The 15428-nt window shown below is 37.4% G+C and carries 18 protein-coding genes; 6 read left to right on the plus strand and 12 right to left on the minus strand.

The annotated features are described in order from the left end of the window. Positions 1–86: 86 nt before the first annotated feature. From RUH74_RS11495 to RUH74_RS11515, 5 genes are all read right to left on the minus strand, one after another. Positions 87–932: a patatin-like phospholipase family protein gene (locus tag RUH74_RS11495; RefSeq protein ID WP_313800450.1), complete on the minus strand. Its 846-nt coding sequence runs from the start codon at positions 930–932 to the stop codon at positions 87–89. A gap of 94 nt (positions 933–1026) precedes the next feature. Beyond that, positions 1027–1803, minus strand: coding sequence for an ABC transporter permease (locus RUH74_RS11500; RefSeq protein WP_313800451.1), 777 nt, complete (start codon positions 1801–1803; stop codon positions 1027–1029). Beyond that, positions 1800–2708: an ABC transporter ATP-binding protein gene (locus tag RUH74_RS11505; RefSeq protein ID WP_313800452.1), complete on the minus strand. Its 909-nt coding sequence runs from the start codon at positions 2706–2708 to the stop codon at positions 1800–1802. Before RUH74_RS11505 ends, RUH74_RS11500 begins: the two co-directional genes overlap by 4 nt. Further along, positions 2708–2917, minus strand: coding sequence for a PLD nuclease N-terminal domain-containing protein (locus tag RUH74_RS11510; RefSeq protein ID WP_313800453.1), 210 nt, complete (start codon positions 2915–2917; stop codon positions 2708–2710). Before RUH74_RS11510 ends, RUH74_RS11505 begins: the two co-directional genes overlap by 1 nt. Before the next feature lie 109 nt (positions 2918–3026). After that, on the minus strand, positions 3027–3350 hold the full coding sequence (locus tag RUH74_RS11515; RefSeq protein WP_313800454.1) for a DUF4870 domain-containing protein: 324 nt from the start codon (positions 3348–3350) through the stop codon (positions 3027–3029). A 240-nt stretch (positions 3351–3590) separates the two neighbouring features. Here RUH74_RS11515 and RUH74_RS11520 point away from each other — a divergent pair, with 240 nt between their 5' ends. From RUH74_RS11520 to RUH74_RS11535, 4 genes are all read left to right on the plus strand, one after another. Continuing rightward, the gene (locus RUH74_RS11520; protein WP_313800455.1) at positions 3591–4370 is read left to right on the plus strand and encodes an undecaprenyl-diphosphate phosphatase; all 780 of its coding nucleotides are present in this window, start codon (positions 3591–3593) and stop codon (positions 4368–4370) included. 25 nt (positions 4371–4395) lie between these two features. Then, positions 4396–4977 (plus strand): undecaprenyl phosphate transporter UptA, encoded by a 582-nt coding sequence (gene uptA, locus RUH74_RS11525; RefSeq protein ID WP_313800456.1) that lies wholly within the window; start codon positions 4396–4398, stop codon positions 4975–4977. A 79-nt stretch (positions 4978–5056) separates the two neighbouring features. Then, a complete protein-coding gene (locus RUH74_RS11530) occupies positions 5057–6181 on the plus strand; it encodes an amidohydrolase (protein WP_313800457.1) in 1125 nt (374 codons plus the stop codon). Positions 6182–6663: 482 nt separating this feature from the next. Continuing rightward, positions 6664–7227, plus strand: a complete 564-nt coding sequence (locus RUH74_RS11535; protein ID WP_313800458.1) for a GNAT family N-acetyltransferase — start codon at positions 6664–6666, stop codon at positions 7225–7227. An 80-nt stretch (positions 7228–7307) separates the two neighbouring features. Here the strand turns inward: RUH74_RS11535 and RUH74_RS11540 are convergent, their stop codons facing one another. Beyond that, positions 7308–7466, minus strand: coding sequence for a hypothetical protein (locus tag RUH74_RS11540; RefSeq protein WP_313800459.1), 159 nt, complete (start codon positions 7464–7466; stop codon positions 7308–7310). 250 nt (positions 7467–7716) lie between these two features. On the opposite strand from RUH74_RS11540, the gene RUH74_RS11545 reads away from it, so the two are divergent. Beyond that, a complete protein-coding gene (locus RUH74_RS11545) occupies positions 7717–9078 on the plus strand; it encodes an MATE family efflux transporter (RefSeq protein ID WP_313800460.1) in 1362 nt (453 codons plus the stop codon). A 49-nt stretch (positions 9079–9127) separates the two neighbouring features. Here the strand turns inward: RUH74_RS11545 and RUH74_RS11550 are convergent, their stop codons facing one another. Next, on the minus strand, positions 9128–9901 hold the full coding sequence (locus tag RUH74_RS11550) for an SDR family oxidoreductase (RefSeq protein WP_313800461.1): 774 nt from the start codon (positions 9899–9901) through the stop codon (positions 9128–9130). Positions 9902–10078: 177 nt separating this feature from the next. Here RUH74_RS11550 and RUH74_RS11555 point away from each other — a divergent pair, with 177 nt between their 5' ends. Further along, a complete protein-coding gene (locus RUH74_RS11555; RefSeq protein WP_313800462.1) occupies positions 10079–10561 on the plus strand; it encodes an Hsp20/alpha crystallin family protein in 483 nt (160 codons plus the stop codon). A 49-nt stretch (positions 10562–10610) separates the two neighbouring features. Here the strand turns inward: RUH74_RS11555 and RUH74_RS11560 are convergent, their stop codons facing one another. The 5 genes from RUH74_RS11560 to RUH74_RS11580 form a co-directional block, all read right to left on the minus strand. Then, positions 10611–11381, minus strand: a complete 771-nt coding sequence (locus RUH74_RS11560) for a CAP domain-containing protein (RefSeq protein WP_313800463.1) — start codon at positions 11379–11381, stop codon at positions 10611–10613. A 419-nt stretch (positions 11382–11800) separates the two neighbouring features. Further along, a complete protein-coding gene (locus RUH74_RS11565) occupies positions 11801–12265 on the minus strand; it encodes a FixH family protein (protein ID WP_313800464.1) in 465 nt (154 codons plus the stop codon). Between the two features lie 77 nt (positions 12266–12342). Next, positions 12343–13740 carry a sensor histidine kinase gene (locus RUH74_RS11570; protein WP_313800465.1) on the minus strand — a complete coding sequence of 466 codons (1398 nt, stop codon included), beginning with the start codon at positions 13738–13740 and terminating at the stop codon, positions 12343–12345. Next, positions 13737–14420, minus strand: a complete 684-nt coding sequence (locus tag RUH74_RS11575; protein WP_313800466.1) for a response regulator transcription factor — start codon at positions 14418–14420, stop codon at positions 13737–13739. The genes RUH74_RS11570 and RUH74_RS11575 overlap by 4 nt, the downstream gene beginning before the upstream one ends. Further along, positions 14420–15400, minus strand: a complete 981-nt coding sequence (locus RUH74_RS11580) for a YncE family protein (protein ID WP_313800467.1) — start codon at positions 15398–15400, stop codon at positions 14420–14422. The genes RUH74_RS11575 and RUH74_RS11580 overlap by 1 nt, the downstream gene beginning before the upstream one ends. Positions 15401–15428 lie beyond the last annotated feature (28 nt).

The raw sequence follows: 15428 nt of genomic DNA on the forward strand, positions 1-15428 counted from the left end.
ATATGGCAGCCTAAGAAGGTGTTTTATTACTGTCTCAAATGACTAGGTCAGTCTATTGCGATAGCTTTTTCTATTACAATATTAACTTACCAATTAAGGATTTTATCTTTATATTTTTTAGCATCTTCATATCCTTGAATATAGAGTTTTTCCAGCTTTCTTGGATCTCTTTCCATTCTGCCCACCTCTAAAGGTTCCTGCGGCTGAATAATTATTACTCTTCCATTTCTCTCTTCTTCTTCAAGATAGTGAATCGTATCGTTATACTTTTGATATCTGCATGCCATTGCATGCTGTAAACCGCTATATTGAGGATACTTTCTTTTAACAAGAAAATGGAATCTCGAAGGCTTCTTTCTATATCCTTTGTTCCTCGTTAAGATAACTACCGATCGATTGAAGCCATCATTCTGTGCTTTTTTAATAGGAATTGGATCACTGATTCCTCCATCAAGCAAAATACGATTACTGAAATGGATTTCAGGAGCAATAAAAGGCAAGGAGCTTGAAGCTCTAACAATTTTAAGCAAATCCTCCCCATAATCCTTTTTTCCAAAATAAACCGGTTCCCCAGTTTGACAATCTGTCGTACCGATAACAAATTCTGCATGATTGCTGTAAAATTCATCAAAATGATAGGGAACATATTTGTTAGGGATCTCATCAAAAATAAAATCCATCCCAAAAAATTGCCTGGATTTAATGAAGTTTCGCCATGAAATATAGCGAGGATCTGATACATACTCTATGTTTACAATTTTATTTCGGCCTTTTTGTTTCGATAAATAGGAGGCAGCAACGCCAGCACCAGCTGAAACACCAATTACATAAGGGAAATGTATATTCTGCTCCAAGAAATATTCAAGAACCCCAGCTGTATAGACGCCACGCATCCCTCCTCCTTCCAAAACAAGTCCAATATTATTCATCACCGATCGTCTTCCTCTCATTCATCCTTTTCGTTTATTATCTTACCAAAACTTTTAGTGAGAGGATAAGAATTTTGCTTTTGCAAAACATATGAACTTAAGCAAGCTCTCTTCGACGGAAGATGGCAATGCTTCCTCCTAATAACATAATGATCCCGAAAACAGATAGAATCATTGCCGGCCAAACATCAGAAGCGTTTGTACCATTCATTATAAACGTACTTGCATAGGTTAGTAATTGAGATGGACTCCATTCAAACCATTTCGAAAATGTCCCGCTTATAACCATTAATAGGATAACAGCAGCGAAAGAAAGAAAGCCTGCTGCACCTGGTGATTTAAGAAATGAGTTAAAGAAAACCGTAATCGTAAGAACGAAAGAAAGCCATAATCCGTATATAAAAAACGATTGAATGAAATCTATAAAGGGAACCGTGTCAAAAAGGATGCCAACATAATACCAGGATACGAAATACCCGATGAAATAAGATATCCAAAGCAATAGCATAGCCCCAGTCCATTTTGTTGTAACGAAAGCCGCATAAGAAACAGGCTTAACTAATATTAGTCCTGCCACCCCACTTTTTCTCTCACCCGCGATGATCCCCATGGAACTTAAGATAATCACTAGCAAGCCGAGAGTGTTATATTGACTTAACGAGGCAACTAATACCTCTTCGGCAGATGGCATGGGCAATTCAATAATAGCCCCCTCTGGCAGATCACCAAGAGAATCAATTATTTGCGGCATATAATAGGCAGTAATCGGTTCCATTACCGCTATTAAAATAAAAACAATCGGGACCCATATCCATTTAAAATTTCGTGTCATCTCAAGAAGCTCTTTATTTAACAAAGTCACCCACTGGTTCATTTCTCTACCACCCTCATAAATACTTCCTCTAAACTTGTACGGCTAATCTCATATTTCACAAGCGGAAGATTCTTCTCTACAATTACCTGTAAAAGACCAAGTTTCGCAAGCTCAATATCTTCGACGTACAAACTGATTTTATTTCTTTTAATAGTGTATGATTGAACTTTTACCACATCAGTAAACAGCTCAGCATAACATGCAGCATTCTCTTTAAACTCAAGATCTATTTTTGCCTGCTGATGCTTATCTCGAAGCTGTTCCATTGTGCCTGACTCTACTAATCTTCCATTGTGTAGAAAGAGAATTTCATCACATACCTCTTCCGCATCATTTAGGATATGAGTTGAAAAAAGAATGGCCGTTTCCTTTTTCAATCTTCCCATTAATTCCAGTACCTCCCTCCGTCCAAATGGATCAAGGGCAGAAACTGGTTCATCTAGAATAACTAATTTGGGACGGTGAATAATTGCCTGGGCAATCCCCAATCTTTGCTTCATCCCTCCTGAATACTTCCCAATTCGACGATTTTTCGCTTCTTCAATGCCTACTAACTCCAATAGCTCCTGAGCTCTTATTTTTGAATCTTTACTGGATAAACCAGAAAGCTTCCCTGCATATTCTAGAAACTCCCTGCCGGTCATCCAGTCATAAAACACCGGGTGTTGGGGAAGAAAACCGATTAAACGACGAAAATCATCTCCTTTTTGGGAACCCGAGAAAAAAATTTCCCCATTTGTTGGCTGTATCAATCCTGACAGCATTTGTAATGTCGTTGTTTTACCAGCACCGTTTGCCCCTAGCAATGCAATACATTTCTTATCCAATAGTTCGAAGTCTAATCCTTTAATCACCTCATGCTTTTGATAATTTTTCATTAGGTTCTTCACTTTTACAACAGACATTAACTATTTCTCCTTCCGATTACAAAATAAAGAATAGGTCCGACAATATTTATGAAAAGGATAACAAGAAGCCACACCCATTTTGGCCCGTTTACTTTTTCATTCCGTACTAAATCAATAATGGCAATCACTAAAAGTATTAGTTGAATTAAAATGATTGGTGCAACAATTGGTATAATTACCCCCCAATTAACCTGTGATAATTCCATAACAGAAAACCTCCTTTGCATCTATCTGCGTAATTACCTATAAGACGAACAAGTTTCAATTTCGTTCAAAAAAAAAATCCCAGAGATGACATCTCTAGGATTTTTCCAATTATCTTATCAGTCTGAAGACGAGAGGAAATCGATATTCCACCCCTTCATATGCTTTCACAGCAGCAATGATTGTAAAAACAAATGCCGCCACACCCACTAGCCAGATAGTAATAAAACCGATTAGTACAAACATAAGAAACACACTTATGATGGAGTATACTCCATAAGAAATGATGAAGTTAAAATACTCTTTCCCATGGTAGTTAATATACTCGGACTCATCCTTCTTAAGAAGCCAGATCACCAGTGGTCCGATAATAGTTGTAAAGAAGCTTGTCACGTAAATAGCTGTTGCCAGCAATCTTTCATCATTTGATGGCATGTTCGTTCCCCCTTTTTCATTTGAAAACTTCCTTGAGTAGTTTTTAAATTTTAATAAAGCTAGGATGAGTTCTCTTATGTTATTATGTACGCGCTAACTTAAATAAAGTTTCATATATTTTTGAGGGACTAAACATTCCTTTTCTCTTTGCTTTACCTAATTTGAGTTCTTGTTTGGGACAACTTGAATAATATTGGTAAAGACAACTTAATTCATATATGAAGAGGATGATGGAATTTGATGTCAAAATTGGAAGCTTTTATTCTTGGAATCATTCAAGGACTGACAGAATTTCTGCCCATATCCAGCACAGGTCATTTATATTTAGGCCGCCACTTATTCGGCCTGGATCATGCAGGTATCTTTCTAGATACAATGCTCCATGTTGGAACCCTGCTAGCTGTTCTTGTCGTATATAAAAACGAACTCCTTCAGATATTGAAAAACCCTTTTGGGAAACTTTCCATGCTCCTTGTCATCGGAACGATTCCTGCTGTCATTGTTGGCTTTCTTTTCAGTGACCTATTTGATTCTATTTCAAAAACAGGCATTACAATTGGGTGGGAATTTTTAATAACTGGTTTCATTTTATGGTATGCAGACAGTATTAAAAACGGCCGAAAGAAAATGGATTCGATTAGTTATGGAGATGCATTTTTCATAGGAAGTTTTCAAGCAGCAGCGATTTTCCCTGCTATTTCAAGGTCAGGACTTACCATTGCAGCGGGATTAATTAGAAAGTTGGATAGAGAAACCGCTGCATATTTCTCCTTTCTCCTCTCTATTCCGGCAATTGCTGGCGGGATTGTCCTGCAATTTGGTGAAATGGCGGCTGGTCGTGTAGAGGCCATTTCGCTTGAAAGCTTATTCATCGCGACATTATCCTCCGCATTATTTGGTTACATGGCCGTTGTGTATATGATCAATTTTCTTAAAAGAAAATCATTAAAGGTTTTTGCAGTGTACGTATGGATTTTAGGTTTTTCCATCCTGATTTTGCAGATGACAGGAATATTTTAAAGTATACGATAAAGGGGATAGTAAGTTGAAAGAGTTTTTCTTTTCAATATTCGAGGTTTTATCACAGCTTGGATACGCAGGGATTGCCTTGGGACTTATGGTTGAAGTCATACCAAGTGAAATTGTCCTTAGCTATGGAGGCTATTTAATTAGTAAGGGAAAAGTTCACTTTTGGGGGGCACTCGCAGCTGGTGTTATCGGGGGAACCATTGCCCAGCTATTCCTTTATTGGATCGGATTATATGGCGGAAGACCTTTTCTTGATAAGTACGGGAAATTTTTATTCATTAAGAAATCTCATTTAGACTCATCTGAGCAATGGTTTCAAAAATATGGTACCGGTGTTATTTTTACCGCTCGCTTCGTTCCAGTCATTCGCCATGCGATCTCCATTCCGGCTGGAATCTCGAAAATGCCACTGTCAACTTTCAGCCTATATACGATGGCAGCTATGCTCCCATGGACGGTTTTATTCCTATTATTAGGTATTCAGCTTGGGGATCATTGGCGAGAAATCAAAGAGTATGCAAAACCTGTTCTATTTCCTATTATTATCCTTGCTTTTACATCGGTCCTCATTTATTTTCTTTATAAAAAAAAGAAGTAAACTAACTTTATATTTTCTGTTAACATATCTCCTGTTAAAATAGTAAAAAAATTGATTTTTGAGTAAGAAAGGGAAATCCATGACTAAAATTTTATTAAAAAATGCTTTCGTTCATCCGATCACGTCTTTGGCATTTCATGGAGATGTATTAGTAGATACAGGTAAAATTTTAAAGATCGGGAATTTTATCAAAACAGATTCAGATGTAAAGATTATTGACTGTAGCCGCAGGTACCTATTTCCTGGTTTCATTGATGTCCATACACATTTAGGCTTGTATGATGAAGGAACAGGCTGGGCTGGAAACGATGCAAATGAAACCGCAGAAGCTATGAGCCCCCATGTTCGTGCGATGGATGGCGTTTATCCGCTAGATCCTGCCTTTTCTGATGCAGTAAGGCACGGGATCACAACTGTTCATATTATGCCTGGAAGTGCTAACGTGATCGGTGGAACAACCTCTGTTATAAAAACTGCTGGAAAAAACATTAAAAAGATGGTTGTTCAAGAAACTGCTGGATTAAAAATTGCTCTCGGTGAAAACCCCAAACGTATACATAGCCAGGGAAACAAGGATTCGATTACTCGGATGGGAATTATGGGAATGCTCAGAGAGGCTTTTTATGAAGCTAGTCAATTATATCATCCTGATTCCTTAAGAACTGCACCCATAATGCAGGCACTAAATAAAGACATTCCTGTTCGTATCCATGCTCATCGTGCAGACGATATCATATCGGCTCTGCGATTCGCAGAGGAATTCGATTTAGATTTGCGGATCGAGCATTGTACGGAGGGTCACCTCATTTCGGAGGAATTAGCTGGGCTAGATTTAAAGGTTTCAGTTGGTCCGACATTAACAAGGCGCTCAAAGGTAGAACTGAAAAATAAAACATGGAAAACGTATCAGGAGCTTACAAATAAAGGAGTTGAAGTATCAATTACAACCGACCATCCTTATACACCGATTCAGTATTTAAATATTTGTGCGTCGATCGCAGTAAGAGAAGGACTATCTGAACAAAAGGCTTTGGAAGGTATTACAATCCTACCCGCAAAAAATTTACGAATTGATCACCAGCTTGGAAGTATTGAGGAGGGAAAGGATGCGGATTTAGTTCTTTGGAGTCATCATCCCTTTCATTATCTTGCAAAACCAAAATGGACGATGATCAGCGGGATTTTTGAATATGAAGAAGCCTGAATTTTGTAGAAATTTGCTGTTGTTTTTTGGCACAAAATCGCAATAAAAATAAGTAAAAAAACTATTTCCTTTTTTATTGTTTTTTAGTATTATACGATAGTGAAATCGTTTTTTAGCAAAATTAGAGAAGCGGAAGCGCCTTGATCCTCACTGTTCAAACTGTAAGAGCCAAGAATGAGATATGGGAGACACAATGAGCGATAGCGAATTGATGCCGACTTATCGTAGGGAGGGGAACTGAAGTTTGATAGGCGCTGGAGCTAGACAACTCTAACAAAGTAATATGTTCTTATCTTTTAGAAAAACATAATATCGGTAACGATAGAATAGGGAAGGCAAATGGTGCGCCACCAGTTACACTGGTTCTAGTGGGTTCGATTCCCACCCCGAAATTTTTTAGCAACATACAAAAAATTTCGAGGGTGGACCGTATGCTCTATTTGGCATGGAGTAGGAACGTCCTCATACTGGAGGGATAACCTATGCTCAAGAAACGTGATTTCCAAGAATGCCATGAACTGTATGATCTAATGACGCATCCGGATGTCTTCCCTTTTGTGCGCCAAAAAGCCTATTCTTATGATGAATTTGTTTTTATAACAAAACAAACGATCGAAGCCGAAGAACGTGGAGAACTTATTTCACGCACGATTCTTGATGAATGGGGAGCTCCGATTGGGACCATTAATTTGTTCGATATTCAAGACAATGCGGGATTTTTAGGCACTTGGCTTGGAAAGCCATATCATGGGAAAGGCTATAATAAAGTAGCGAAAGATGCTTTTTTTAATGAGCTATTTTATGAAATAGGAATTGAAACTATTTTTATGCGAATTAGAAAAGAAAATATTCGCTCGCAAAAGGCTGCTGAAAAGCTTCCATATGTTATTTTTGCCAATGAAACAAGAAAAGTGATTTATGATCAGCTTAATGCAAATGGACACATATATAATTTATATGAAATTCCAAAGGATTTATACACACTAGATGTTTTACGAAACGGACCTGCGGATGTTCAAGACTCCTCACATTTGTTAGAGGCTTAATATTAGCATAAACAAGCCAATTTTTAAAAATAAAATTGGCTTTTTTATTTGGAAAGCTGTATATCCATATGTACAGCTTTCTAATCAGTTACATTCGATTCTATTTCATCTGCCCTTTCACTTATACCCATCTGCGCCATTAAATCCTCCAGCTCTTCATTCGTGAGTGTTTCAAAGCGGCCATCGTGAAATAACACCTGGGTTTGATTTGGATTAATCCTGTTTAAATGAAAGTTCAATGCCCATCTCTCCTTTATCCATACGATTTCTATGTTTTAATAGACAATATTGATTACTACATATATTTCACATAAGAATATCATTTCATTCATGATTTTTAAAAGTTCACATAATTGCAAAATTGTTATGTCTTTTCACTGACAAAAAGAACTTGTCGTCCTTCATGTTTATTTTCAAAAGAAATAAAACGGGATTAAGTAAAATATGCTATAATTTCATTTCGAACTGAATTAGAAAGAGGATCATGCTATGAAACAAACATTTTCTAAAAAAGAAAAAATAAAACAGCTGCTGATGATCTTAATTCCCATTCTTGTTACTCAGCTAGCTATATATTCTATGAGTTTCTTTGACACGACCATGTCCGGGCATTACAGTTCAAAGGATTTAGCTGGAGTTGCTATAGGTTCCTCACTATGGATGCCAGTATTTACTGGTTTAAGCGGGATTCTTCTATCCATCACTCCGATTGTGGCCCAGTTAATTGGCGGCAAAAGACGGGACGAGGTTGCAAATTCAGTTATTCAAGGAATTTATCTTGCGGTGGCAATGGCTATCATCGTGATTATTGCAGGCGGTTTAGCGCTCAATCCGGTTTTAAATGGAATGAATCTTGATGCCCGGGTTTACGAAACAGCACGTGATTATTTAATTGCTTTAAGCTTCGGAATGATTCCTTTATTTGGTTATAATGTCATTCGGTCATTTATTGATGCTCTTGGGAAAACACGAGTGACGATGATAATCACCTTGCTTACCTTGCCGATCAATGTGATTTTTAACTATTTGCTCATCTATGGAAAGTTAGGTTTTCCGGAACTTGGAGGAGTGGGTGCAGGCTATGCGACGGCGATTACCTATTGGGTTATCACGGCGATTTCAATAGTTATCGTTCATAAGCATATCCCGTTTTCCGGATTTAAAATATTCCAAACGTTCTATCGTATTTCTTTAGCTAAGTGGAAGGAAATTTTGGTCATTGGTATCCCTATTGGGTTTTCAATTTTTTTCGAAACCAGTATTTTTGCTGCAGTTACACTGTTTATGAGTAAATTCGATACTGCGACGATTGCTGCTCATCAAGCTGCATTAAACTTTTCTTCTTTTCTTTATATGGTTCCACTCAGTATCTCCATGGCTTTAACCATTGTTGTTGGATTTGAGGTAGGTGCCAATCGTTTAAAAGATGCGAAGGAATTTAGCTGGATAGGTGTAGCCATCGCCCTTTTTATGGCTTTTGTCTGTGGAATCATTCTTCTCTTCTTCCGCCCAGAAGTCGCAGGAATATATACGAAGGATCCAATCGTTATTAAGCTAACAGCACAGTTTTTAATATTTGCAATCTTCTTCCAGCTATCAGATGCGATTCAGGCTTCTGTTCAAGGAGCCTTACGGGGCTACAAGGATGTCAACATCACATTTTTAATGTCTCTGATTTCCTATTGGATTATCGGATTGCCAGTAGGCTATTATCTCGCAAACTATACAAGCTGGGGTGCATTTGGCTACTGGATTGGATTAATTATTGGGCTTGCAGCAGGAGCTATCTGTTTATCAAGCCGACTTATTTTTATCCAGAGGAAAAGATTTAAGGCAAAATCTGCAATGTAAAAAAAAGACTGGGCTAGAAAGAATGAATCTTCTACCCCAGTCTTTATTTCTAGTCCCTATACACCTTTCCTAAAACATCTTTTCCTCCTGTAACAGAAATCACGCTACCAGTTATGAAATCAGATTTTTCATCGATTAAAAATCGAATAACCCTAGCAATATCTTCTCCTGTCCCTGGTCTGCCAACTGGAGAATTCTTATCGATTCCTTCAAGAGCATTATGAATACCTGTTTCTTTCCATTCTCCGCGTATATCGCCAGGACAAACCATATTGGCTGTAATTCCGTTTTCTGCTTCTTCAAGGGCGATTGTTTTTGTTAATGAAGCCGCTCCACTTTTTGCCGCAGCAAAGGCCGAACGGTAAATCCAGCCTGGGGCTGATTCTACTCGATCAAAGCCAATCGTGATGATACGCCCCCACCGTTCTTCCCTCATTTTAGGAAGTAATAATTTGGATAAATAGAAAACAGCATTTAAGTTCCCATTAATTATATAATGCCAGTTTTCAAAAGTATAATCGGCCATTATTTTTCTTTCATGTATGTAAGGGCCAGCATTATGAATAAGAATATCGATTGTTGCAAAAGCTGAAAGTGCTTCTGCTGCAATTCTACGGCAATCTGCTAATTCGCAAATATCGCCGCTTACAGCAATATTTCTTGTCCCATACCTTTCTGACAACTCATATGCGAGCGACTCTGCCCTTTTCTTGCTCTTACGGTAATTAATCACTAAATGAATCCCATTTTCTGCAAGAATAAAAGCTGTTTGTCTTCCGATTCCAGTAGCCCCTCCAGTTATTAATGCTGTTTTTTCTTTCACAAGCATACCCCACAGTAATATAGCTTTTTAACTAATATATTATTCATTCCCATGAGGATATGCAAATGAAATGTTTTCATCTATAATCGTATAACTTTTCCTTAACGATTAGGTTCTTCTTAGCATATTATAAAAAGAATCGATTTAACTTTAATTACTTTTCCTGTATTTGAAAGGATGATACTCTTGTTTCCTTGGAATCTCTTCCCTTTTCATAAAGACGCAAAAAAGGCGATGCAGCAGCTGAACCCTGAAGATATCAATAAATATATCCAAAACATGATGGGACAAATGATCCCCGAACAAATGCAGGGGATGATGAATCCGCAAGATTTCATGAAAGGCTTTAATAAGCAGCAGCCACAGACTGCAAATTCCTCAAAATTGCCATCATCAGTATTTGAAACACATGATTTCGTCTATGTAAGAATCCCGTTGAAAGAAGAGGCATGGCGAAAGAAATTGAGGCTTTTTCATACATCAAACCAAATGATTATTGAGCATATCCCAGAATATGAAGATAAGCACATTATCACGCTCCCAGCCCTTGTCAAAAAAAAAGGAACTACAGCACATATCAAAGAAGACATTCTTGAAGTGAAAATCCCCAAAAATGTAGATATGCAGTTTTCTGAAGTTGATATTACTGATATTTTGTAATCTAAAAAGAACAGTCCCAATTGGAACTGCTCTTTTTGTTGTTATTTAATTACTTTCCAATAAACATTTGTGTCCAATAGTTTCCATCTGCAACATAGCCTACACCAAGATTAGTAAAGCTTGCATTTAAGATGTTTTTACGGTGCCCTTCACTGTTCATCCATGCGTTCACTACTTCTTCAGGTGTACGTTGACCCATGGCAATGTTTTCACCAGCTGATTTATACGTGATACCGAATTGCTTCATCATATCGAACGGTGATCCATAAGTTGGGCTATTGTGATCAAAATATCCTTTAGCTTTCATATCAGCTGATTTTGCACGTGCAACTTTGCTTAATTCTACATCAAGTTTAAGAGCAGGTACGCCATATTTTGCACGTTCTTGGTTTGTTAATTCCAATACCTTTTGCTCATATGCACTTACTGATGAAGATGCAGGTGTTGATGGCTGCGTTTGTGCTGGTTTTTGTGTTTGCGTTTGTGCCGGTTTTTGTGTTTGCGTTTGTGCTGGTTTTTGTGTTTGTGTTTGTGCAGGCTGCTTTTGTTCTGGTTGTTTTTCTACAGGTTTTGCAGTCGGCTGTTTAACAACAGGTTTATTTACTTGATTCGTATTCCAAGTAATATTGTATTCTTTCATTAATTTTTGAATCTCATTATTAATTTGATCTTTATTAAGAATAGTAGATTGATTAAATGAAACTACTTTAACCTGTTGTGGTGTTGGGCAATTTGATGCTGCGTCCGCCTTGTTCACTACTGGGTTAGAAACTAACAATGCTGCTGCAGCTGCTACTGAAAAAATTACTTTTTTATTCATTATATAAATCCTCCCTGATGTGTTTGGTTTATTTTTTGTAGTGCTGTGTAACTTGCACAATCATCATAACACACGGTTTCTAGTAATATTTTAGGAAGGAATTTACATTTACCTATTTCGCAGTAATTATTAGAAAATTGAAAGTTTAAAAAAACACTAGAATAAGAGAAAACCCTTTATTTAACTAGTTTCCAGTATAAATGCTGTGGATAATTTTTCTTTGGTTACGATTTACATATATGGTGCGTCGATAATGAAACTTCCAGATTAATACTAAAAAAATAGTGTTGACAGGTTTTTTGACGCCGGTCTACTTTTACTTATATTACGCATATATTACATTTGTGAATATCCTGTGATCAATTGAATGGAAAAATCTATCTATAATAAATACAAAAACAGCCTTTAGGCTGCTTTTGTTAATGATCACCGTTATGTTCGCCCTCTTCCCCCTCCGAATCCATTTTCATTTCGGAAGAATCTTTCTCTGGTTCACTTGGCTGACCGATAATGAACTCTTTTTTAGGCATGCTATGCATATTCTCTGCCGTAACATGTGAATAGATATAATAAGTTCCTTCTTCAGTAAAGCTTTTCTCCAAACGATAGATACCATTTTCCGCATGCTCTACTGCCACTTTTTCATGGTTTTCATCATTTGCCCGCCATATTTCGAATTTGACATCTTCCGCATCCGTTACTTCTTTCCCTCCGTATGTAACTTTTGCTTCAAAGACAACTGGTTCATTCACTTCAGCTTTTTCAGGGTTAATCGATAATTTCACATCAAGAATGGCGAGCTCTTCTTCTTTGTTCTCAGTTGAACATGCTGCTGAAAAAACAGCTGTTACTAGTAAAATGAGCAGTAACATTAATTTTCTCATTTATGCAATCCCCTTTATCTTTATCATGCTTTCATGTCATAATAACGTGAAGATGTGTGGTATTTGTGAAAAAACAATTAAATATCTAGAACAGGTAGATTGATCTGGACGGTGGTCCCTTTTCCAAGCTGACTAGTAATATTTAATGTACCATTATGAAGAGTAATGATTTTTTCAGCGATAGCGAGCCCCAAGCCAGTACCGCCATCCTTTCTTGTCCTCGCACGATTCACCCGAAAGAAACGCTGTTTAATTTTATCCATATCCTCAGCAGGTATACCAACGCCAGTATCAATAATTTCAATTGAGCAGCCGGCATTTGTTTTAAACATTTTCAGTGTAATCTTCCCGTTATCTGTATAACGAATCGAATTATCGAGAATATTTTGAAGTACCTGTTCTATTCTGCCAGCGTCGCCATTTATGATAATGTCAGGATCCACTTCATATATAAATTCAATCTCTTTTTCATTCATCTTTAAAGTATATTTCTGAACGGCATCTTCAATTAACTGCCCAAGTGGAAGAGGGGTTTTTTCCATCTTAAATTCATTTGAATCAAGCTTTGACAAATCAAGAAGATCGCCAACAAGCCTCTCCATTCTTCCTGCTTCCCGATGAATTAAGCTTAAATATTTGCTTCGGTCTTCTTCTTTTACTATACCAGTATGCAAAGCATCACTATATCCTTTTATATAGCTTATCGGTGTTCTTAATTCATGAGACACATTCGCTAGAAACTCTTTCTTGCGCTCATCCTCTTTTTGAATGGACGATGCCATATGATTAAATGCTTGAGCAAGCTGCCCAATTTCATCCATCGAATCATTCATAATTTTTACAGAGTAGTCCCCTAGTGACACTTTTCCCGCAGCATCCTTCATATCAATTAACGGTTTAGTCAGTTTACTAACGAGCATGGTACCTGTAAAAATAGCAATGACTAGGAATATAAGCGCTGCAATCATCCATAAATAAGCAAAGTCTGTCGTTACCTCAGATATCTTTGCTAAAGGGATATATAGATAGATAATGCCTTCCAATCGATTTTCATCCAAAAGAGGAATGACGACAGCCATTATTTTTCTATCAAACCGCTCCTCGTAGCCTATTTTTTGAACTGGTTTTCCTTCAAGAAGTTTTTCTCTTTCCATTCCACTTATCAATGTTTCATAATCAATATCAAAAGGAAGACATGCGCTTAATTCTCTTGGATTACTAACAATAAATATTTCTGTTTCGGATTTTGAACTATACCAATCTATCTTATCCTTTAGATCCTCTGTCAATGGACCACCTTCATAATCAGCAGCAAGACGGCGCCCTTCCTCAAGTAAATGTTCTTCTACATTTTCAACATAAAGCTTTTCATAAAAAAGATAGGATAAAAAGTAGGAGTAAATAATCGTTACGACAATTGCTGCCGTGATTGTCAGCCACAGCTTTTTTGCAATGCTGTCCATGTTGAATGTCATTTTATCTGTACCTCAAATTTGTAGCCAATTCCCCACACGGTTTGAATATAATCTGCTACCCCAAGCTTCATCCGGAGTGTCTTTATATGTGTATCCACCGTACGTAAACTACCTATATAATCCATTCCCCAAATATGCTCCAAAAGCTGCTCTCTGCTTAAAGCCTGCGCATAATGATCAGCAAAAAAGAGCAATAGCTCGAACTCTTTTAATGTGAGAGCAACCAACGAATCCGCTACCATCACTGTTCTCGCCATTCGGTCAATGACTATTTCACCTAATTGTATGCGTGACTGCGTGTCATTAGCGGTTAATCCTGCTCTTCTTAAAACAGCCTGTATTCTTGCAATCATTTCCCCTGGACTAAACGGCTTTACTATATAGTCATCTCCGCCAAGCTGTAATCCCTTCACCTTATCCCATTCCTCGCCTTTTGCAGATAAAAAAATAATCGGAATACTGTACTTCTCCCTTATTCTTGCACAAACTTGAAAGCCACTTTCATCAGGCATCATGATGTCAAGGATAATCAAATCGATCGTTTTATTTTTTAATACTTCGTATCCTTCTTGCCCGTTAGCAGCAAGATAGCAATGAAAACCAGAGTTTTCGAGATACATTTCCGCAAGATGCCGCATATCTTCCTCATCATCGATTATTAAGATATTTGTTTGCACCATTATTTTCTCTCCCTTACTACAATTTGAAATGGTCCATTTCCGACGGAAATCGTTTTGATTATTTTTAAATCTTCTGCATTGACAAAATGAAGATCATTACTGTCATACCCTGCAATAATTAACTGGTCATCTATAAGGAGCATTTCAAACGGATTCGCCCCAACTACAATAGAATCAATCACATTTCCCTCGTCATCTAATTGATAGAGCTTGCTTGTGCCATGACTTAAGACAAATACATGATTGTTATTGCCAATAAAGTTAATCGGCATAGATGGAGCAGAAATCTTTCGTTTAAAGTTCCCTGAAACGGAATCGTAAACATGGATATCCTTTTCAATTTCCGCACCCGATCCATGTCCTCCAATCCATATCTCTCTCTTTTCTTCATTTAGCCACGCCCCAGCAGCAGATGGATGAATCGAGTATCCATCCATTTTTTTCTTTTTCACTAAATCAATAACTGTTAACTTTTCTTTATTAAAACTAAGAACAAATAGCTTTTTCTCCTTCTCTGCCTCTAAAATCGTAAGAGGATTTAACTCTGTGCTCACTTTCCATTGTTCTTCCCCATTCAGATTAAAGAATCTGATCTTATTTAAATTCTGATCAACTAAGGCAATCTCTGAACCCATTTGCAGCAGCTTGCCATTAACAATCCCTTTTCCTGTTTTCCAGCTATTGATCTTCTGTCCTCTTTTCAGTGAATAAAGATCAACTGTTTCTACCTGCTTGCCATACAAAAGCAGGGTGTCCCCATCAGGGAGAATAATTGCTCCTGTATATGGCTTGTCCATTTCCCAGTCCAGCATTTTCTCCATTTTGTCCAGATCAATAAATGAAAGTGTTTGGTCTTTAATATTCACGGTTGCTGCGATTGAACGATCCTCTTGGATAGGCGGATACCCCTTATTTTCACAAGAGGTTAGAAGAAAAACGACAACTAGGAAAATCACAACTCTGTGTATACTCTGCATCATTTCCAGGTATCTCCTTCACCCATAGTAT

Origin of the sequence: Cytobacillus sp. (assembly GCF_032154635.1) — a bacterium.
GTDB lineage: Bacteria > Bacillota > Bacilli > Bacillales > Cytobacillaceae > Cytobacillus.